16 protein-coding genes are annotated in these 20,074 nt (G+C 54.7%); 6 read left to right on the top strand and 10 right to left on the bottom strand.

Annotated elements, in window-relative coordinates:
• Positions 1 to 35: 35 nt before the first annotated feature.
• The 3 genes from ACW8F6_RS15475 to ACW8F6_RS15485 form a co-directional block, all read right to left on the bottom strand.
• Positions 36 to 3,476 (bottom strand): hybrid sensor histidine kinase/response regulator, encoded by a 3,441-nt coding sequence (locus ACW8F6_RS15475; RefSeq protein ID WP_491576781.1) that lies wholly within the window; start codon positions 3,474 to 3,476, stop codon positions 36 to 38.
• A gap of 89 nt (positions 3,477 to 3,565) precedes the next feature.
• Complete coding sequence (locus tag ACW8F6_RS15480) at positions 3,566 to 5,590, bottom strand: 3-hydroxybutyrate oligomer hydrolase family protein (protein WP_491576782.1); 2,025 nt, start codon at positions 5,588 to 5,590, stop codon at positions 3,566 to 3,568.
• Positions 5,591 to 5,601: 11 nt separating this feature from the next.
• A complete protein-coding gene (locus ACW8F6_RS15485) occupies positions 5,602 to 6,903 on the bottom strand; it encodes a GntP family permease (RefSeq protein WP_491576783.1) in 1,302 nt (433 codons plus the stop codon).
• A 204-nt stretch (positions 6,904 to 7,107) separates the two neighbouring features.
• Between ACW8F6_RS15485 and ACW8F6_RS15490 the strand changes: the two genes are divergently transcribed.
• Both ACW8F6_RS15490 and ACW8F6_RS15495 read left to right on the top strand, forming a co-directional pair.
• Positions 7,108 to 9,282 carry a TonB-dependent receptor gene (locus ACW8F6_RS15490; protein WP_491576784.1) on the top strand — a complete coding sequence of 725 codons (2,175 nt, stop codon included), beginning with the start codon at positions 7,108 to 7,110 and terminating at the stop codon, positions 9,280 to 9,282.
• 188 nt (positions 9,283 to 9,470) lie between these two features.
• Positions 9,471 to 9,869 (top strand): GNAT family N-acetyltransferase, encoded by a 399-nt coding sequence (locus ACW8F6_RS15495; RefSeq protein WP_491576785.1) that lies wholly within the window; start codon positions 9,471 to 9,473, stop codon positions 9,867 to 9,869.
• A 10-nt stretch (positions 9,870 to 9,879) separates the two neighbouring features.
• On the opposite strand, the gene ACW8F6_RS15500 is transcribed toward ACW8F6_RS15495, so the two are convergent.
• On the bottom strand, positions 9,880 to 11,322 hold the full coding sequence (locus tag ACW8F6_RS15500; protein WP_491576786.1) for a sensor domain-containing diguanylate cyclase: 1,443 nt from the start codon (positions 11,320 to 11,322) through the stop codon (positions 9,880 to 9,882).
• Positions 11,323 to 11,474: 152 nt separating this feature from the next.
• Between ACW8F6_RS15500 and ACW8F6_RS15505 the strand changes: the two genes are divergently transcribed.
• Both ACW8F6_RS15505 and ACW8F6_RS15510 read left to right on the top strand, forming a co-directional pair.
• Complete coding sequence (locus ACW8F6_RS15505) at positions 11,475 to 11,918, top strand: GFA family protein (RefSeq protein WP_491576787.1); 444 nt, start codon at positions 11,475 to 11,477, stop codon at positions 11,916 to 11,918.
• A 47-nt stretch (positions 11,919 to 11,965) separates the two neighbouring features.
• On the top strand, positions 11,966 to 12,418 hold the full coding sequence (locus ACW8F6_RS15510; protein ID WP_491576788.1) for a DUF6265 family protein: 453 nt from the start codon (positions 11,966 to 11,968) through the stop codon (positions 12,416 to 12,418).
• A 142-nt stretch (positions 12,419 to 12,560) separates the two neighbouring features.
• Here ACW8F6_RS15510 and ACW8F6_RS15515 read toward each other — a convergent pair whose 3' ends face one another.
• From ACW8F6_RS15515 to ACW8F6_RS15525, 3 genes are all read right to left on the bottom strand, one after another.
• On the bottom strand, positions 12,561 to 12,848 hold the full coding sequence (locus ACW8F6_RS15515) for a YebG family protein (protein WP_491576789.1): 288 nt from the start codon (positions 12,846 to 12,848) through the stop codon (positions 12,561 to 12,563).
• Between the two features lie 69 nt (positions 12,849 to 12,917).
• The gene (locus tag ACW8F6_RS15520) at positions 12,918 to 13,571 is read right to left on the bottom strand and encodes an RluA family pseudouridine synthase (protein ID WP_491576790.1); all 654 of its coding nucleotides are present in this window, start codon (positions 13,569 to 13,571) and stop codon (positions 12,918 to 12,920) included.
• Positions 13,572 to 13,573: 2 nt separating this feature from the next.
• Positions 13,574 to 14,416 carry a 23S rRNA (adenine(2030)-N(6))-methyltransferase RlmJ gene (locus ACW8F6_RS15525; RefSeq protein WP_491576791.1) on the bottom strand — a complete coding sequence of 281 codons (843 nt, stop codon included), beginning with the start codon at positions 14,414 to 14,416 and terminating at the stop codon, positions 13,574 to 13,576.
• A gap of 212 nt (positions 14,417 to 14,628) precedes the next feature.
• Here ACW8F6_RS15525 and ACW8F6_RS15530 point away from each other — a divergent pair, with 212 nt between their 5' ends.
• Positions 14,629 to 15,453: a fibronectin type III domain-containing protein gene (locus tag ACW8F6_RS15530; RefSeq protein WP_491576792.1), complete on the top strand. Its 825-nt coding sequence runs from the start codon at positions 14,629 to 14,631 to the stop codon at positions 15,451 to 15,453.
• 106 nt (positions 15,454 to 15,559) lie between these two features.
• On the opposite strand, the gene ACW8F6_RS15535 is transcribed toward ACW8F6_RS15530, so the two are convergent.
• Together ACW8F6_RS15535 and ACW8F6_RS15540 are read right to left on the bottom strand one after the other, a co-directional pair.
• Positions 15,560 to 15,961: an acyl-CoA thioesterase gene (locus tag ACW8F6_RS15535; protein WP_491576793.1), complete on the bottom strand. Its 402-nt coding sequence runs from the start codon at positions 15,959 to 15,961 to the stop codon at positions 15,560 to 15,562.
• A gap of 10 nt (positions 15,962 to 15,971) precedes the next feature.
• Positions 15,972 to 18,887: an insulinase family protein gene (locus ACW8F6_RS15540; protein WP_491576794.1), complete on the bottom strand. Its 2,916-nt coding sequence runs from the start codon at positions 18,885 to 18,887 to the stop codon at positions 15,972 to 15,974.
• 200 nt (positions 18,888 to 19,087) lie between these two features.
• Between ACW8F6_RS15540 and ACW8F6_RS15545 the strand changes: the two genes are divergently transcribed.
• Entirely contained in the window at positions 19,088 to 19,828 is a 741-nt protein-coding gene (locus tag ACW8F6_RS15545) for a DUF599 domain-containing protein (RefSeq protein ID WP_491576795.1), read from the top strand.
• Here ACW8F6_RS15545 and ACW8F6_RS15550 read toward each other — a convergent pair.
• Positions 19,806 to 20,072 carry a GIY-YIG nuclease family protein gene (locus ACW8F6_RS15550; RefSeq protein ID WP_491576796.1) on the bottom strand — a complete coding sequence of 89 codons (267 nt, stop codon included), beginning with the start codon at positions 20,070 to 20,072 and terminating at the stop codon, positions 19,806 to 19,808. The two genes, ACW8F6_RS15545 and ACW8F6_RS15550, sit on opposite strands and share 23 nt — an antisense overlap.
• Between the last annotated feature and the right edge of the window lie 2 nt (positions 20,073 to 20,074).

Raw genomic sequence — 20,074 nt, forward strand, 5'->3', positions numbered from 1 at the left:
TCCAGCTTAATCGCCCTTCGTTTTACCCTGTAGGTTTAGACCAGGTTGCTAGCCCGTTGTTTCAGCAGGCGCGCCATGAGCGCGCGCAGTGCGGGAATTTTTACCGGCTTTTTCAAAAAGTAGAATCCGGCGGCACGGGCTTCAGCTTTTACTTTGTCGTCGTAGTCGGCGGAAATAATAATGGTTGGTATGGCGCGTCCCATCGCGCGGTGAATGGCCTGTGCCACCACTACGCCGCGCTCGTCGTCGTGCAGGTGATAGTCGGCCAGGATCAAATCGGGCGCCTGCAACAGCGCGGCGCTGTGCGCCTGCTGAGCATCAAGCACACCCGCTACACGACAGCCCCAGGGCGACAACAGCGACTGCATCGCCTCGATAATGGCTGGCTCATTGTCCAGGCACAGTACGTGAATGTTGTTAAACTGCAGCCGTTGTTGATTTTTTTGCGCGCGCGGTGCCAGTGCCCGCGGGTTTTGCTGGCTGATTGGCAGGCTTACTCCAAAACAACTGCCGCGCCCCGGCTGCGAAGACAGACTGACGGGAATGGCCAGCAGCCGACACAGCCGCTCCACCGTCGCCAGGCCCAAGCCGAGGCCGCCATCGGTTCTGTCCTGTTGTAATCGTTTGAACTCCACGAAAATACTTTGTTGGTCGTCTGGGTGAATGCCGGGGCCTGTATCCCAAACCTGCACTCGCAGTAGTTCGCCCTGTCTGCGTGCGGTAATTAATACGCGCCCCTGCGCGGTATAGCGAATGGCATTAGCTAGCAAGTTTTGAAGCACGCGACGCAACAGCTTGTAGTCGGTAAATACCGTGTGCGGCTGTGCTCGCAAATCTAGGGACAAGCCCTTGGCCGCCGCTTGCAGCTGAAAATCCTGCTGCAGTGACTGCAGTAGATCGGCTAGTCGAAAGGCTTCTGGCGCCGGCGTAATGGCGCCGGCATCGAGTTTCGCGATGGCCAGCAATTCGCTGATAATACTGTCGGCCGCATGTAGCGAGGCGTCAAGGTGTTGCAATGTTTTTTGCAGTTGTGCGCTGTTGATTGGACCTGAGTTGCTGCCAAACTGTTGCAAGAGCGCGTTGGTGAATAACTTCGCCGCGTTGAGCGGTTGAACCAAATCGTGACCGGCGGCGGCTAAAAAGCGCGTTTTACTGGCATTGGCTTGCTCCAGTTGTTGGTTGGACTCCTGCAATTCCGCCGTGCGGGCACTGACGCGCTGTTCCAACAGGTTGCGGTGCTCTTCCAGCGCGTTAAGCGTTTGTTGGTATTCTGTTACATCGGTAAACGTTGTCACAAAGCCACCGCCGGGCATAGGGCTGCCGCGCAATTCCAGAACGCGGCCGTCGTCGTGGGCGCGTTTGACAACATAGGCGCTGCCCTCGGCCATGTAGGTTAGGCGTTTACTTACAAAACTTTCGACATCGTCCGGCTCGGATATGTTCAGGTTTACGGCGTTAAAGCGCAGTAAATCGGCCACATGGCGGCCCACGTGGACCAAGTCTTTTGGGTAGTCAAATAATTCCAGGTAGCGGCGATTCCAGGCCACCAGGCGCAGGTTTTTATCGACCACGCTAATGCCCTGGCTGATGTTGTCGATACTCGCCTGCAACAGCTCGCGGGAGAAGTGGTAAATTTCCGATGTCTCGTCGAGCAGTGGCGCGGGCTCAGAGCTGCGTGCGTGTTCGATGACGTGGCGAGCCGACACCGAGCCGATAACACCGGCCAGCATGTTCTCGACAAATTCCACATAGGCACTTTCCGCCTGGGTTTGCGGCAGTAGCTTTTCCGGGTATTGCGACAGCGCCAGGCGCGCTTGTTCGGCACCTAAAAATTTACTGGCCAGTGCTTGTAATTGGTACACCGGCAGGCTTTCTGTGGGCGCGGTGGTCGGAGCGTCGGCTTTGTGCCGCCAGCGGGTGTAGCAGTACACGGTTAAAATATTGGCTGACAGACTCCAGATAACGCCGTGGCTAATTGCCGACAGTCCCTCCAGCCCAAACAGTGCGGTGGGGCGCAGCCAGTGGATGTCGGCCAGCCCGTGACTCAGTAACGCTTCGCCCAGCCAGCCGGCGCGCACTAGCATGGGCAGCAGCAATGTATAACACCAAAAGCTAAAGCCAATAGCGATACCCGCGAGCACGGCCGAAACATCTTTGTGGGAGGGCCGCAACGTCAGCCAGAGGGCGGGGGCGAACTGCGCCACCAGGGCAAACGAGCTTAGACCAATGGAGCCCAAGGCATTGTTATTGGCAAACAGATGGTAATAGCTGTAGGCAAACAGCATCAATATCAGAATAATACTGCGCCGGATTAATCGCAGCTTTCGGCTGATATCGGCATCTTGTTGGTGCTTCAGCCAACGGGTGCGCAGCAGCAAAGGCACCACCAATTCATTGCTGATCATGGTGGCCATGGCAACACAGGCCACTATAACCATGCTGGAGCCCGCAGACAGGCCGCCCAGAAAAGCCAGTAGTGCGAGATCGGGGCGATCATTCGCCAGGGGCAGGCGCAAAACAAAATGTTCGGCACTGATATTCAGCGTGTCAAAGCTCAGTAGTCCACCGTAGGCGATGGGCAAAATGCAAACACCAAATAAAATCAAATAAATAGGCACCACCCAGCGCACGGTGCTCAAGTCTTTTTCCGATTCGCATTCCACCACCAGTACGTGAAATTGCCGGGGCAGGCAGATGATGGCAATCATGCCCAATACGGTGGCGGCCAGAAAACCTTGGTCGGCGTGGTGGCTTTGTAGCAGTTCACGCACGCTGTCGCTGTTAATGGCGGCCAAAGTGAGATCGCCGAAGCCGTCGTACAACCCGTAGGTGACGAACCAGGCGATACTCACAAAGGCGGTAATTTTTATCAGTGCCTCGAAGGCAATGGCAATCATTAAGCCGTTGTGGTGCTCGCGGGCGTCTAGGTGCCGGGTGCCGAAGGCAATCGCAAACAATCCCAAAATCATGGCGATGTAAAAGGCGGTGTCTCGGGCGACGGGTACATTTAATAGGTAATGTGAGTGCACCATATTGTCGGTAAGCACGTGAAAGCTTTCGGTAATGGCCTTGAGCTGTAGCGCGATGTAGGGGATCAGTAAGATCAAACAGATTACTGTGACGATAACTGCCAGTGTGCGCGAGCGGCCGAAATTCATAGCCAGGTAGTCCGCCAGGGAAGTGGCGTTGCCATTTTTAGCGGCAATGATTAGTTTTTTCAGCGGTGCGGCGAAAAAAACCAGAAGGACAATGGCACCCAAAAACGTGGGTGGGAAATACCAGCCGTTATAGGCCGCTTGTGCGGTAGTGCCGTAAAAGCTCCAGGCGCTGCAATAAATGGTGGCGGCAAGGCCGATAATAAACGGCTTAAAACGCCGGATGGTGGGCTCGGCGATGCGATCGCCCCACCAGGCAATTGCGAACAACGTCAGCAGATAGCCAAGGGACAGCAGCAGTAATTCAAGATAACTCAGCATAGATTCTTTGTATTATGGGCCGGTTATCGAGCGCTGGCCACGCCGGCGGTGAAACTATTGGCCGGTGCGGCGGGCGCTATTTTGGGTGTTCAGTGCGTTGCGATACCGGTTGCGGTTACAGTCAGGTGTTGCTGCTGACGATCGGTTGCAAGTACCGCTGCATTTAAAGCAATTGGCGGCAAGCTGGCAAGGGGTTCGTCCGGTGCCTGCACCGGCGCGGCAATGATTCGTTGATTGGGCGGTAGGGGTGCGCCGTCACGCAGGTGTAATAACACTGTGTCGAGGGCCTGCTCGTAGTAGCCGTGCATGGGCACATAGTGCGCTCTCAGCGGGGCATAGTTTAGTAGTGCGTCAAAATGCTGCCCGTGACTGATTTCGATGTACCGCAGCTGGGATTGTCCACCTTCCGCGCGTTGGTTCAACGTAGCGTAGGCGCGCCCGTGGTGGTTAACCTGAATGAGGTTGTCGCCGGCGCCTTGAACAATCAACGTGGGTTTGCCGCGCAAGTTGCCGCTCATGGCCAGTGTGTCAATTTGTGCGATCAACTGAGGTGTGTGAGCTAGGTCGTCAAAGCATTGCATGGCCTCAAACCCCAGGTCGAACTTCCCGTTGGCGTCTGTGGAGAAATACAGGCTGCGCGCGCCGCCCTTGGCGTTGTTATTGATCAAAGTAATGCCCGACGCCGGCGGTACGCCGCTGCCCGTGGCAAATAATCCCGCTTTTACCTGGGCGGGTGTGGGCGTTGGCTGGCCCTGTGCATTGGCGTAGGCGTAGCTCACCTGGCACAGTGCGTCTTCGACGCTTGCCCCCAGATAGCTGTTGAGATAATTGACAGTATAGGCCTCCCACAGGCTAATGGCTGCCGCGGTGGCCAGCATGGGCAGTGCCGTATCGGCGATACCGCTGGCGCGGAGCTTGGTTAATGCCTCTGTGGCTTGCGCGGGCAGCGTGTCGGCGCGCAACAAGCCGGCCATTTTCAGCTGCGCACAGCGGTTGGCAAAATGCCCTTGAAAAAGGGGGAGTTGAAAGGCCGCCAGTGGTGACACCAAGTCCTGTGCCAGGCTAGCGCAGGGGCCAAAGAGCGCGGATTCCGTGGCAATCTGGGGCAGGGGCTTGGCCCGCTGCGGCCGACCGTTGACTTGATAGCTAAACTGGCTGGGCAGAAAGACATTGGGTTCGGAAACCGCAAGTCCATCGAGCCACTGCTCTGTGTCTTGCTCGGCGGCGCGAATCAGCGCCGCGCCACCATTGGAAATCCCGGTGCCCAGCACCGTGGTGTTTGCGCGGGAGAAAAACCCTTGGTCGGCCCGCAAATCCCGGTGCTTGGCGTTTAGTATGTAAAAACCGAATTGTGCAGCCTGTAACGCAAATTTGCCCCAATCCTGTTCGATGCGTTTGCCGCTGTGGGCGTGTTTGGTGGCGACTCGCGCGGGATGAGCGGCTTGAAACGCGCGGCGAGCCTCATTTTCGGCGGCTTTAAAGTGCAGCGTTTGGGCAGTATCGGCGACCAGGGTACCGTCGACCGATTGCCCCTGCTGCTCATCCAGCCAGTGAAAGCCGGTGCCCGTGCCTTTATCTGTGGTGGCCACGGCGCACCCCTGCTGCAGTGCCCAGTTACCCACGACGCCCACGGCGCCGTAAATACCGCGCGAACCGGATGAGGCGGTGACCACCAAACAGGGCGCCTCCGCGTTAAAACGCTCGGGTACCTGCACCATAAGCAGGCTGGCGATGCTGTGGTCGTTGTAGCGCACGGGCATAATGTATTCGTGTCCGGCGATGGGCTGGTGGTGTTTGGCAAAAAGTCGGCCGTAGCCGTCGGTATCGTTGAGTGCAAGCAGGCTGCGATAATTCTCGTAGTAGGCGCGGCGACGCAGCTCCGCTGCTGTGGGCGCCTCGGGATGCGCAAAGGCCGGCGGCTCGCCGCGCAATCCGGCCAGACCTAGGCCGGCCGTGGCCAAATCATCGGTTTTGCCATCCAGGTAAGTGTGGCGAATGTCGTCCACGGCAAAGGTCGGTTTGCGGGCTTCTTCTGGTAGTGCACGGGACTGGGCCAGCTGTTCAGAACAGGCACCTAGGGCGAGCACCAACGGCAGCGTTTGCAGAATCTTCATATCCCTTCTCGTTAAAAAACAATAAACAACAAAAGTGCCAAGGCGGTGCCCAGTACCGGGACCACCACTGTGAGCGCACCCATGGGCCCATAAGCCGCCTTGTGGGTTTCTCCGCAGATGGCGCGAATGGTTGTCACTACGTAGCCGTTGTGAGGCAGTGAGTCCAGAGCCCCAGACGAGATGGCCACCACGCGGTGCAGCGCATCGGGATTGACGCCCGCTTCCAGATAATGGGGCGCCAGTTCCGGCAGTGCAATGGTCTGCCCGCCCGAGGCCGAACCGGTCATTGCGGCGATGACCGTGACGGCCACTGCCGCGCCTATCAATTCATTGCCCGGCAGTGAGGTAATACTGGCGACAGCCATGGCAAAGGCCGGCGAAGCTTTCGCCACCGAGCCGAAGCCCACCACAGCAGCGGTGTTGGCAATCGCCAGGAGCGCACCGGTGGTGCCCGTCGCGATAATGGCGTCCAGGCCGGTCCAACTGCGCAGCGCCAGGCCCCAGGCCGCTAAACAGCCGGCTAAGAGTGCAAGAATGAGGGCGTATTGGGCGAAGTAGTCGTGGCAAAAAAATGTCACGCCCAGCACTGCCAGGATGGGGGCAGCGGCGGCAAAGCGCGACGGCAATACCTTGTCTTCGAGCACTGGGTCATCGGTGCGCGCCACAAAGGTCTCGCCCCGTGCCGCGGCTGCGCGCATCATACGGTTGAGCCAGAAGAAACCCAGCGTAGCCATGAACGCAGCCACTACCAAGCTGACCTCCCAGCCGGCGTAGGGCGATGTGCCCAGATATTTGATAGGAATCCAGTTTTGAATCTCGGGGCTACCGGCGGATGTCATGGTAAACGTCACCGAGCCAAAAGCCATGACCGCTGGAATAAAACGGCGCGGTAAGTTGGCCTGGCGGAACAGACTTACGGCCATCGGGTAGGCCGAGAAGGCCACAACAAAAACACTGACGCCGCCGTATGTCAGCAGCGCGCAAGCCAGTACTACGGCAGCGGTCGCGTGCTTCATGCCCAACCATTGGACAATATCGGAAGCGATGCGATCGGCGGCGCCTGAGGCCTCCATAAGTTTGCCAAACAGGCTGCCCAGTAAAAACATAAAAAACCATGCGGCAATAAAATCCGTGAAACCGTTCATATAGGCCTGAATAAAATTGTCGCCCTCGGCTGCAGGCAATAGCGGTAAACCGGCGCATAGCGCAACTATCATGGCAGTAATAGGGGCGGCAATTAGCAGGTTCATGCCCTTAATGGTCAGGTAAATCAATAAACCCAGGGCAAACAGCAAACCCAACAAGCTGAACATAAGCGATTCCATGACTGGTTATAGTTAGTTCGGTCATTATGGCGCAAGCGTGTGTCAGAGAAACTAGACCTTGGTATGGTTGGGCCTCATACCAAGGTCGTGCAGTCAAAGCCCCTCGCGCTCAGTAGACTGTGTTGAAACATTGGGAATGCCCTGTGTGATTGAGCAATGAAGACGTCCATAACAAGATAAAAGGTAGATCACATGACTAGCTACAAATACCACGCCCAACCCTTGGCACTGGCAATCGCCCTGGCAGGCGGTTACGCCCTCCCGGCAGCAGCCGAAGTGACCTTGGAAGAGGTTGTTGTCACCGCACAGAAACGCGAACAATCTCTACAGGAAGTGCCCGTAGCGGTAACTGCCATAGGCGAAGACGCATTGATGCAAAATGGCATCAGCGATATCACCGATGTACAGAAGCTTTCGCCCAACACCACGCTGCAGGCCGGTCGCGGTACTAACTCGACACTGACGGCGTTTATTCGCGGTATTGGTCAACAAGATCCGCTCTGGGGCTTTGAGCCGGGTGTTGGGATTTACGTGGACGATATCTACGTTGCGCGTCCGCAGGGTGCGGTAATGGATATTCTGGATGTAGAGCGCATTGAAGTATTGCGCGGTCCGCAGGGTACTTTGTACGGCAAGAACACAATCGGTGGTGCGGTAAAATACGTTACCAAAAAAATGAACGATGAAGATCGCCTCACACTGAGCGGCGCATTAGGCAGCTACAACCAAATGGATGTAAAGGTGGCGGGTTCTACCGAAGTGGGTGAGGGCGTTTACCTGGGTGGCGCCATAGCCAGCTTTAACCGCGATGGCTACGGTGAAAATGTTCGCACGGGTAAAGATCAGTACGACAAGGATGTACTCAGTGCGCGCGTAGCGCTGGAATTGAATCCCTCAGATGCCGTATGGATACGGATTGCCGCCGATAAAACCACCGATAAGTCTTCCCCCAAGCACGGCTACCGCTTGAATGCCGATCTCGCGGGTGCAGAGCCCCTGGACAGCATTTACGACACCGAATCGAACATGCTGCACGAGAATAAAGTGGAAACCAGTGGCGCATCTGTCACAGTTGAGTGGCAGGCGACCGACAGTATTATGCTGAAGTCCATTACGGCATACCGCGAAGGCGATACAGAAACCGCCATCGATTTCGACAGCGTGAATCGCCCGGATTTTGATGTGCCTGCTTTCTACAAAGACGACCAAACAACCCAGGAGTTTCAGCTTAACTGGGAGGGCGATAATGCCAACTTGGTAAGCGGCTTGTACTACTACACCGGTACTGCAGCCGGCGCATTTGACGCCGTATTGGGCTTTGCCAGTTTGACTCAACAAGTTGCGGGTTCAGTGGATACCACCAGTCTGTCTGCCTATGCGCACTACAACTGGCAATTCGCACCGGATTGGAATCTGAGTTTAGGTGGCCGTTACACCCAAGATAAGAAAGATGCCACCGTATATAAAGCCAACTTCTTGGGCGTGTACAGCCCGCTATTTGCGGAAAAATACAATCCCGGTCAACCGGCAGCAACCTTCTTAAATACCTTGACCGATTACACCAATGACGATACCTGGAGCAAATTCACACCGCACCTGGGCATCGACTACCAGGTTAACCAGGATGTGATGGTGTATGCCACCTACAGTTCAGGCTTCAAAAGTGGTGGCTTTGATATGCGCGGTGATGCCAGTACCTTGCCGTCTACGGTGGACGGCTTTGATCCGGAAACTGTCGATTCCTATGAGCTGGGTGTGAAAAGTGATTTGTTTGACAACCGATTGCGCTTAAATGTGGCCGCATTCTATACAGACTACACAGATATGCAGGTCACTGTGCAGGCTTTTAACCCCGGTGGTGGATTTTCCAGTGCGGTATTAAACGCCGGTAAGTCCCGTATTCAAGGCGTGGAACTAGAAGCAAACCTGGCCGTCACTGAAAACCTATTGGCTAATTTGACCGTCGGTTACGCCGATACTGAATTCCTGGAATTCATGTCTGGCGGTGTGGATGTGGCCGATCAGCGCGACATGCAGAATACGCCCGACACCACGGCCATGTTCCAGCTTAATTACACTTGGCCCATGGCCAGTGGCGCAGAAATTGTTATCAACCCTACGCTGTCTTACCGGGCCGATACGCAAATTTTTGAGGCGCCCAGCCAGTTGGACCAGGATGCCTACACACTGTTTGATATGAGCGCAACTTTTTACAGCAGCGACGACAAGTGGCAGTTGAGCCTGGTGGGTAAGAATCTGACCGACAAGGAATATCGCATAGCGGGCTACAGCTTCGGCGGCCCATTCGTGACAGGATTCTACGGCGCACCACGCACTATTGCACTGTCTGGCAATTACAACTTTTAATATGACTGAATTACGGGTGTAGAGCATGACCTGTAATAACCCTTGAATGCTCTTTTACAGTTCATTGGCCCGCCTAGCGGGCCTTTTTTATTTAGATTGTCTGTCTGTTTGGTTACACTTTGAACTTTCAAAGAATTCGATAAATTATGGCCTTGATACGCGCAGCGCAATACCTTGACTTACTGGCCGTGGCCGAATTGGAAAGGACGGTTTTTGACGGCCATGGATATCCTGCGTTTTTCTTCAGGCAGGCGCTTGATTGTTGGCCGAAGCATTTTTTGGTTGCCGACGGCCAGGTGGGGCTATTGGGGTATGCACTCTGGGTGCCTGCTGCAACCGGATCTCGAGATGCATGGCTATTGTCGCTGGCAGTTGCTCACGAAGCGCGTGGGCAAGGAGTTGCGCGGCAATTATTAACGAAGGTCAAGGCAGACGCCTGTGATTATCAGCGCCTATTGTTAACGGTTAGCCCGGATAATCAAGCGGCCTTGGCGCTGTATCTGTCTGAAGGATTTACGGTTGTTGCGCGCGATGATAACTATTTTAAGGCGCAGGAAACCCGCTTGGTCCTTGCGCGAACACTTTAGTGGCACAGTCTTACTGATCAGGATTATCAGCCTGAGTGACAATTTGATTTCGCCCTTGTTTTTTTGCTATTAAGAGCGCTGTGTCGGCCCGTTCGAAGGCGGCACTGATGGACTCGTCTGGCTTTATCTGCACCAAGCCAAAGCTGCCCGTTAGTCTGTGCTGGGTGCCGCGTATGGGTTTTTTGCCGAGCGACTGTCGAAGTCGCTCGGCAGTGTCTTGCGCTTGATTAAGATTGTTGTCGGGCAGCAGAATCATGAATTCGTCGCCACCAAAACGACCCATTATATCTGTTTTGCGCAGGCTGTCCTTCACGCATCTGGCGGCGTGAACCAGTGCTTTGTCGCCCATACTGTGCCCGTATTTATCATTGATTGCCTTGAATAAATCAATGTCGAATAATATGAAACATAACGGGGATGAAGTGCGCTTGGCACGCAATAATTCCATATTCGCTTGTTCAAAAAAATAGTCGCGGGTGGACACCTTGGTGAGCCCGTCTACAAATGCCTGTTCTCGGAGTATGTGGTTGTGCGCAATGAGTACCGGAACGGCCAGGCCAAAATAGGTGCTGGCGGCAATGACAACAATGGCGAACTGAAACACCATTGCAAATGCCATGAGCTCGAGGCCCGCAACCCAAAGCGCGGTGAGTACACTGAATAACGCTAAACTGACGATGGCGCGAAAGGGGCTTTCGGTATACACCACCCACATTTGCGGAATTATTAGAAAAAATACGGCAAAAGCGGATTCAGAACGGGGAAACAGGGCGATAAACACCATAGTAGCCGAGAGTAAACTGGCGCAAAGCGTAAGCTTTATCAAGTACTGCGTTTTATCGCGGCCATGAATATTCAGGTTTAAGCCCGCCAGCCAAGATTCTATAGCACTGTACCGCCAGCTTAGGATGGCAATAAACAACGGTGCCAGAACCAAGGTACCAGCCATATCGCCAACCCACCAGGCGAGTACTGTGGTGGCGGTACTCTCTGCGGTTATGGCGTCGCTGAAGAGTAGAATCTGCGTGCCCAAAATTGTGGCGACCAGTGCCGACAGAGATCCGATCACTAGAAAGCTAATTACCGTGTGTGGTAGGTTGTGCGATTGCACGCGGGATACGGTGAACTTAAGCACATTGGCACCTAATCCGTAGGCTCCGCAATGGGCCGCGCCGAAAAGTGTGCCTGTTGTCAGTAGATGCATCCAAGGTTGATCCGTGGCATATATGCTGTCTGTCCAGAAAGTGGCCGCTAGAGTACACAGAAATAACGTGGGCAGGGCGCGAGCGCCAAACACCAAGAGTGCTGCGAAACTTAATCCCGCTGGGGGGTACCAGAGGCTCGCATGGGGTGCGTATTCCATGAGTACCGCAATGCGCCAGAGGATCATCCAACTGACGATCAGCAAGAAGTGCCTGAGGATGTCGGTGTGATCGAGGCGTATTGCGAACAATTCGTAAACCTTGAGGTGCAACGTTGTGTGGCGGGCGCCAGCAACATGGATACCTCCAAGTGTAGATCATTGCGTGACGAGGCGATCAATGGCTTGATAAAAAGTGAAGCCTGGCCGGCTAAATACAACAATTAATTAAGGGGGGCATGCCAATGTATACGGGAAAATGCCTGTGCGAAGGTGTTCAGTACCAAATTAGCGGTGATATCGGCCCTGTATACCACTGCCATTGCAGTAAATGCCGCCGTTGGCACGGCGCTGCCTTTCGCTCGCGGGCTTCTATCAAACGCACACAATTTCAATGGATATCGGGCCGGAACCTCTGTTCCACCTACGAGTCCTCAGGTAATGTTACCAAGTATTTCTGCCAGATTTGTGGTTCCCCGTTAATCAGCACCTACAGGGATCAGCCAAACGTGATCGGCGTGCCCATCGCTGCACTGGAAGGCTTACATAATGCTGGCGAGCAGGCCCATATTTTCGTGGCGGATAAAGCGCACTGGTTTCGCATTACCGATGGGCAGCCAGAGTTTGATGCATGGCCAGGAACAGAGTCAGCGGTAAGACAAACTGCCGACAGCGAGCCCTGCGACTAGAATCATTATCTGTGCGTTTGCGTCGATGGGAACTTGCGGAGTGAGTTATGCAGCAGTTTTTATTTTTGTGTTTGCTCATTGTCAGCCTAGGGCTTAACTCCGCACGCGGTCAAGCCGTAGATTGCATGCCGCTGACAGCGATACAAGGCGAGTGGGTCACTGCCGATGGGCGCCAGCGGGAGTCTTGGCAGCAGGTAAGCGACCGCAGTGTTGAAGGGCGTAATTGGCGGTTAAATTCGGACGGGATACCGATTGCAGAAGAGCAGATGTGGTTGCTGGTGATGGGCAGCGCCACTTATTACCTGGCCAAAGTAGATCACAACCCACTGCCAATTGCGTTTAAACTGACAGAGTGTGCACCGCGCCGTTGGATGTTTACTAACCGTGCGCATGATTTTCCCAAAACACTCGAGTATCAGTTAATTGCCAATCATCACTTACAGGTTTCTGTTTTCGGCGAGGACGGTAAGGACTTTGTGTTGACGTTTTTTCGCGACTAATGTGAGCTTTATTGTTTATGCAGATGGTGGCTGAATTGGCAATGCTAACCCGGGCTTAAAGACAAGAAATATCAAAAGTTTAACGATAAAGCGCGTAACATGTGGTAAGTAACGGCTGGCGCCGAGCGACGCCAGCGAGACCTTAGCCTGCTTCAGCTAGGCTCGTTACATTGTTTTCCGGTTCTGCTTGCGGCAGGTCCTTCACTTTTTTCAATGCCGCCATAAGATCCTGGCGATTGTCGATCAAGCGCTCGGCAATGGCTTCGATGGCGGTTTCGGTTAAGCCGGTGTCTTCTTCGCTGATGAGATCAACAATGGTGTACACACAGTCGAGTCGCTGGTCGTGGGCATCTGCCAGTTTCTTGTCCATATACTCTCCTGCCTGTTCGCCGTTGCGTTTTAATACGCGGTACACAATTTCGATGGCCATGTTTATTCTGCTCCATGGTGAATGGTGGCTGCCACTCTACTGTATTTATCTGTATAAATAAACAGTATTTTAGAAGTCGGGTGCCGAAGTAAACGACAGTGCGCGGTCTGGCTCCGTAGGGTGTTCAAAGCTGAGTTGATGTGCGTGCAGGCACAGGCGCGAGTGGGCCCGCTGGCTGGCCGGATTGCCGTAGAAGGGATCGCCCAGGATAGGATGTTCGATACTCCACAAATGTACGCGCAATTGATGGGTTCTGCCGGTGCTGGGGTACAGGGCCACGCGGGCAAAACCGGATTCTTGTTGCAGTAGTTGGTAGCGTGTTTGCGCGGGCTTCCCGTCCGGGTCGGTTCGCTGCAGGGGTGGATTGGCCCTATCTGCCGAGAGTGGTGAGTCGATAACGCCCTCGGGGTGCAATAACTGCCCGGCCACCAGCGCTTGGTAAACCTTAGTTACGCGCCGTTCCTGCCATTGAATTTTGAGATTGCGCTCCGCCGCTTTGGTGCGGGCCAGTACGAGCAGGCCGGAGGTATCACAGTCGAGCCTGTGAACCAGCTGGAGTGCGCCGTAGCGTGCGCTGAGCCGCGAGAGTGCACAGTCGTGGGTGGCTTTTGCAATCCCAGGGTTGGAAAGTAGACCACTGGGTTTATTGACAACCAACAACTGCTCGTCGCAATACACCTCTTCGGGCAGGCCATTTGGCGGTCGATAAACAAATTGCTTCATCGTTATTCGCCCGCGAGTTCCTGATACCGCCAGTAGGCGTTGGTGCCGCGGTAGGGGTTAGCCAATAGCCACTGAGCACAGGCTTCCAGCTGTGTTTTCAAGGTCCAAGGCGGATTAATTACCACCATACCGGCACCTTGCATGCCGGGTTTACTGTGATCTCGGTCCAGGCCAAACTCAAACAGTTGCATGCGCTTGATACCTGTTTGTTTGAGGTTGTATTCCAATTGTTGCAGTCGGTTGGCATCTATAACTGGATACCAAAGCGCGTAAACGCCGGTGGCAAAGCGCTTGTGAAGTGCCTTTATGTGTGCCACCACGGTTTGGTACTCCGTTTTCACTTCGTACGAGGGATCTATCAGAACTAGACCCCGCTTAGCTGCCGGTGGCACCAGGGCCAGGCTGCGTTGATAGCCGTCTTCTGGATGGCAGTGGGCTCGGCGATCACCTTTGAAGGTTTGCGCAAGTAATGGAAAGTCTGAGCTGTGCAGTTCACAGAGGTCGAGTCGGTCGTGTGGACGCAGGCACTGTGCTGCAAACCAGGGTGAACCAGGATAGCTGTGTAGCGCTGTGCCACTATTCAATTGTTGAACCAAACCCACATAGTCCGCCAATAGTGGCGGCAATTGCGGAGCTTGCCACAAAGTGGCAATACCACGTTCATATTCGCCCGTTTTCTGTGCCATGGCATCGCCGAGCAGGTAGCGGCCAGCGCCGGCGTGGGTATCTATATAGTGTATGGGACCGGGTTTCTGGCACAGGTGTCTTAGGATGGCCACAAGGGTGGTGTGTTTTAGCAGGTCGGCAAAGTTGCCGGCGTGAAAGGCGTGTCGATAGCTCAGCATGTAGTGTTTTGTCCTTTGCGGGGCCGCAGTCTACCTGATTTTCTATGGTCGAGCGAAAATTGAATTTGGTACTAATTTACTAGAATTGTGACGGCGTTTGGCTGCTTATTACCACTTGCCCTATAGAACCCAGTTTCAAATAAATAACTGGTCACCACAAAAGAAATCAACCCACTAGACTGAGAGTATCCGGATTTACAGAGGGCGCAGTTGTGCAAATTAGTGGTCGTCAGAATGCAAGGTTAGGTGATCTGCTCTTAGAGCGGGGCGCGATTACGCGTCAACAGTTGCAACAGGCCATCAGTATTCAGCGTGCCCGTCGAGAGCGAGATACCCAGCTGGGATTAGCGCCCGATCCCAAGCGCCATGCACTCGGCGCCATTCTAGTCGATCTGGGTTATATCAGCCGTTGGCAATTGCGTCGGAACTTGAACTGGCAATTGGTTATGCGCAAAGCAGCCATGGTTATGGTGCTGGCGTCGCCTATTATGAATACCGCCTGCGGCGGTGGTGGTGGCGGAGGCAGCGGAGAATCGGGCAAGTCTGCGGTGGTGCAACCTGTACCGTCCCCTTCGGCTACGCCGACGCAATCGCCCACTCCCACACAAACACCCACGCAAACGCCCACACCTACTCAAACGCCTACGCCGGCCCCGACCCAGTCGCCTGCACCAACGCCTACACAGGTGCCCGTACCGCCACCACCGCCTGAGCCTACGCCTGAGCCTACGCCTGAGCCTACGCCCGAGCCCACACCTTCAGGCCCAGTGACAGTCTCTGGGCCCGTGACCGTTAACTGGAATACGCCCACAGTTCGCGAAAACGGTGATCCCTTGGATGTCTCGGAGTTGGGTGGCTACGAAGTGCGCTACCGCGAGGAGGGCGCAAGTGACTTTACCTATGTGGTCGTCGAAGGTGGCTGGGAAACCAACAAATACATCGGGGACCTTTATGGCAGCTATGAATTTGAAGTTGCCGCTTACGACAACAATGGTCTATACAGCCAGTTCGTGCCGGGCAGGGTAAACGAGCCCTGAGTTGGACAAATTGACAATTCATCAACCAAAACGCCGGTGTGAACCGGCGTTTTCGTTAGTTATGGGGGGCTTTAACTGCAAACCTTAAGTGCAGTGAAAGTGCAGGTTATTCCGGCGTCACTGCGTGGGCCTGGAGTTGGATTCTGATGTCGCTGTCAATGACTTTGGACTTTTGCGTTTGGTAGTCAAAGTGTACGAGGGTGGTTTTGCCCCGTGCTACCCGCTTACCCTGTTGCCAAGCTTCCTGGTAAACCTCAAGGGAACTGTTGCCCACTCGGGATATCCCTGTTTTGATCAACACCTCCTGGCCGTAGTAAATTTGCGCAATAAAATCTACTTCAAATCGGGCCAGAATCAGTGGCCAGGTATCAATCGCCAATGTGGGTGTAAAAATCTCGAATACCGGTTGGCGCGCGTCTTCAAACCACACGGGTAGAGTAGTATTGCTGACGTGACCCAGGGCGTCTGTCTCTGCAAAGCGCGGTGTCAGTGTTTTTTCAAAAGCCATTGTTGTCGTCCTACAGCGCGTGAATTGTCAGACCGAGTTTAGTCAACTCGTCTTTCTTAGCCGCGTGGGAAACCACTGCGGTACTTGCCCTGTCGGGTTTCAGATAGTCGCGTGCGACACGCTGTACATCGGCAAAATTCACTTTGAGTACCCGCCGGCGGAAATCTTCCCGCAGTGCGCGCGTGCGGCCAAATAATTCCGCGTGAAAGGTTTGTTTCGCTTCACCGGCTGGCGAACCTGGTTTATCTATTGCGCTGATAACTCCTAAAATGGCTTCCTCTACGAGCCGTGGATCGTCTTGCTGTTCGTTCAGCCAGGCCAGGGACTGGTCGAAATCCTGCAGCGTTTCGCTCAGGCGTGGGTCGCGGTATGAATAGAAACGGAAAGAGGCAATATTACTGTCGTGACTGGCGCCACCGCCGTAGGCGCCGCCCTGTTCGCGGATAGCCCGGTGCAGATAGTTGTTGCGCAGGTAGCCTGCTAATACCGTTAGTGCCGGTGCATCCGCGTGGGTCATGGGCACCGTGGGATAGGCTCTGGCACAAAAGTTTACCTGGCTATTGGCAATCCAGGCTTCGTTTACTCGGTTGCTTACTTCAGGCCAGCTAAAACCCTGATAGTTGTGTTGATGCGTCAGCTGGCTGCGCCAGGGCTGCAGCTGTTGGGTGAGTTGTGGTAAATGCTGCTCATCGGCCACCAGTAAGAACTGGCGTGGTGCGTGTTTAACTTTGTCGTGCAGCGCGGCCAATCGGGCAAGTAATTGTTGCAGGACTGCGTCGTCGTTTAGGGCGTCGTCCAGGGTTTTGATGTAAACAATGCGCACCAGACCCGATAGTTGGTGGGTCAGTTGAGCCGCTGCACAATGGCCAGCACTGGCGGCGGCCATGGCCAGCGAATGGCCTTGCCCGGTAACAGATTGCTCGCGGCGCGCGCGAATTTGCGCCACCAGTTCACGTACGCGACTCGCTTCGTCAAAGCGCACGTCATTTAACGTGGCCTGCATCAACGCCGTGGCATCTTCGTGATTGCGAGCCAGAGCTTTGGCAGAAAGTGTGAGGTAGCCGCTGACGCCCTGCACGCTGTCGGGGGCCGCGCGCAGGCTGGAATACATGCTTAGGGTGCCGACAACCTGAGACTGCCACTGCTGGGTGGCCAGGTAGTCTTTTTTGCCCACGCCCAGCTCAGTCATGCAGTAGGTATAGATAGGCAGAATTTCAAATTCTTCCTGCGTCAGCGCGGGCATTTCTATGATTGCTTGTTGATAGACAATACCGTTGGTGCCGGCGTTGTAAATGGTCAGCGGCGTGGCGGTGCGATCGACATCGGCTGGCGCCACGTAATGCATGTTGGCGGGCACATCTTCCAGGCCGACTTTTGGCAGTAGACCCGGGTCGTCCTCTTGCGATTGGCGGGCTAGCAGCGCCTGAGTTTGGGCAATAATGTGCTGTTTTTCCGTGTCGGATAATTGCTGTTGCAGGGCGTCGAGGCGCGCGCGCTCCTCGGCGGCTTCGCGCTGCGATTGCTGCTGGTCGGGCGTCATCACCAGGCGCACTCGGTGATTGTTGTCAAGTAGCCACTTCTTCACCAGCCCCTGAATATAGCCGGGTTGTTTTATTTTTTGGCGCAAATCGGCCAGTGCTGATTCAAGGTTTAGCAGGGTCATCGGGTCGCCCCGGTGAGTGGCACTGGTGAGCGCTGTAAGTATCAGCTGTAGACCGTAGGGGTAGCCGTCGCCGCCTATTTCGCGCTGCTGCAGTTCCAGCTGGTGCAAGCTCGCTTCCACTTGCGACTGGGGCAAGCCCTGTTCGGCGAGCGTGTGAAATACGGCCAGGACGTCCTGCTCAAATTGATCGGCGTGTACCGCTTCACTGCCGGCAATGCCACACAAAAAGGCGAGCTCTTTTTGGGAGTCGTCCAGCCCGCACATGGGCGAGGGGGATTTGCCCAGCGGAGTAGTTTCGAGCAGGTGCTGCAGGGGGCTGGCGCTGTTGTCGAACAACAGGCTGGACAGCAATTGGGCTTCCAGTACGTCGTCGAGTTGCGTGCTTTTGCCCAGTAACCAGCCTAGTACGATGTGAGTTTTGGCGTCGGGCGACTCATCTTCCGGTAGCGGGTAGGTTGCAGTGGCCTGTTTGGGGGCGTCAAATCGCTGTTCGTCACCCACGGCGATGACCTCGTCCAGGGCGTCAAAGCGGTGCAGTGCCTTTTCTTCGAATGCGGCCTGCAGTTCACTGGCAGGCAGATCTCCGTAGGTCATAAAAATGGCATTGCTGGGGTGGTAGTGACTGCGGTAGAAGTCGGTTAGCTGCTGGTAGGTGAGCTCGGGAATGTGCTTGGGGTCGCCACCGCTGTTGTAGTGGTAGGTGGTGGTGGGGAACAGGTGGTGACAGAGTGTGTGCCAGAGCTGCGAGGGCACGGAACTCATAGCCCCTTTCATTTCGTTAAAAACCACGCCTTTGTAGACTAGCGGCGAGTTACTGTTGTCCGCCTCTTCAAATTCAACCCGATGGCCTTCCTGAGCGAAATCCAAAGGATCGAGGCGGGCAAAAAATACAGCATCCAAATAGACGTCTAGCAGGTTGTGGAAGTCTTTCTTGTTCTGGCTGGCAAAGGGGTAGGCCGTCCAATCGGAACTGGTAAACGCATTCATGAAGGTGTTTAGACTGCGCCGAATCATCATGAAAAAGGGGTCGCGCACCGGGTATTTTTCAGAGCCACACAGAGCCGTGTGTTCCAAAATGTGGGCGACGCCGCGGGAATCCTTGGGGACGGTGCGCAAGGCCACCAAAAATACGTTTTCGTTGTTATCTGCGGCAATATGAATGTGTTGGGCGCCGGTTTTGCGGTGGCGATACTCTTCCAGTTCAATGTTGAGTGAGGGGACGGTTTGGCGGCGGATAAATTCAAATGCAGTATGGGCGTTCATGGAGGACTACTATGCCTGTTGGGATTTGAGTTCATTGTAAACCCCGCAGCCCAAGGACGCGAGGTGGTTAAATTATGACCACTGTGCGGGTGATAAGGGTGCGGCCTTGTGCAATTGTCGCACCGAAACTAGAGCCTTTTAGAGCGAGGCTGTTTATCATACCAATCTACTAGATTGGGCCTGGCAGTAGGAGTTCAAGTGTGAATTACCCCCTTTGGATAGAAGCTTACGGCGCTGTTATAGGCTGCAGTTTATGGTTGTTAGTCAGCTGGGTTAGCTATGCCCGCTTTGCCCACTACCGTGCCAAAAAGACCCACTGTCTGGCGTCCCAGTTACACGCGTTTCGCATCTTGTGGATGAAAAGGGTCATACGGCGGGAAAACCGCATAACCGACTCGTCGCTACTCGCCAGTGTAGAGCGCAATGCTAGTTTTTTCGCCAATATTACCGTGCTGGTCATGGCCGGTATTGTCACCGCGCTGGGCAGTGCAAGCCAGGCCAATATGCTGCTCAACGATCTGCCGTTCAGTGCCGCTTCTACGCCAGTGGATACTGAAATTAAGCTGATGCTGTTGTTTGTGATATTTGCCTATGCGTTTTTTAGTTTTACGTGGGCGATGCGTAAATTTGGCTTTTGCGCCGTATTGGTTGGGGCCTTCCCGCTGTACGATGAGCCTGTATCGCAGAGTGAGCGCGATGCCTTTGCGGTCAATACGGCGCGGATCATCGATCAGGCGGGTCACAGTTATAACGCAGGCTTGCGATGCTACTATTTCGCGTTGTCGTTTCTGGCGTGGCTAGTTAGTCCCTGGTTGTTTTTATTGGCTGTATGGCTGGTAGTGGCGGTACTGTATCATCGGGAGTTTCACTCTAAGGCACTGCGCACATTGGTACAAATAACCGAGGGTTTGAGCGATATCACGGTGACTGACGATCGATGAGCTGCTGTTTTTGTCCGCGCGACAGCTGCTTTATGGCCCATTCGCGTTTTGAGGCGCTGGCGCGATCTGGGCAGCGCTCCACGTAACAAATCCGTACCGGCTGGCGGCCTCGAAAATACTTGGCGCCCACGCCGCGGAGGTGCTCGTCAAAACGCCGCTCTAGGTGGGTGGTGATGCCCGTGTATAAACTGTTGTCGCTGGCTAGAATTATGTAAACAAACCAGTCGTTGGGTGCGTTGGTCAAGG

The organism is Simiduia sp. (assembly GCF_058345725.1).

Bases quoted from the DNA above. Each gene is read 5' to 3' on its own strand.
- ACW8F6_RS15480 (WP_491576782.1), bottom strand. From the start codon at position 5,590: ATGAAGATTCTGCAAACGCTGCCGTTGGTGCTCGCCCTAGGTGCCTGT.
- ACW8F6_RS15505 (WP_491576787.1), top strand. From the start codon at position 11,475: ATGTATACGGGAAAATGCCTGTGCGAAGGTGTTCAGTACCAAATTAGC.
- ACW8F6_RS15515 (WP_491576789.1), bottom strand. From the start codon at position 12,848: ATGGCCATCGAAATTGTGTACCGCGTATTAAAACGCAACGGCGAACAG.
- ACW8F6_RS15475 (WP_491576781.1), bottom strand. From the start codon at position 3,476: ATGCTGAGTTATCTTGAATTACTGCTGCTGTCCCTTGGCTATCTGCTG.
- ACW8F6_RS15520 (WP_491576790.1), bottom strand. From the start codon at position 13,571: ATGAAGCAATTTGTTTATCGACCGCCAAATGGCCTGCCCGAAGAGGTG.
- ACW8F6_RS15510 (WP_491576788.1), top strand. From the start codon at position 11,966: ATGCAGCAGTTTTTATTTTTGTGTTTGCTCATTGTCAGCCTAGGGCTT.
- ACW8F6_RS15540 (WP_491576794.1), bottom strand. From the start codon at position 18,887: ATGAACGCCCATACTGCATTTGAATTTATCCGCCGCCAAACCGTCCCC.
- ACW8F6_RS15535 (WP_491576793.1), bottom strand. From the start codon at position 15,961: ATGGCTTTTGAAAAAACACTGACACCGCGCTTTGCAGAGACAGACGCC.
- ACW8F6_RS15485 (WP_491576783.1), bottom strand. From the start codon at position 6,903: ATGTTCAGCTTGTTGGGTTTGCTGTTTGCCCTGGGTTTATTGATTTAC.
- ACW8F6_RS15490 (WP_491576784.1), top strand. From the start codon at position 7,108: ATGACTAGCTACAAATACCACGCCCAACCCTTGGCACTGGCAATCGCC.
- ACW8F6_RS15525 (WP_491576791.1), bottom strand. From the start codon at position 14,416: ATGCTGAGCTATCGACACGCCTTTCACGCCGGCAACTTTGCCGACCTG.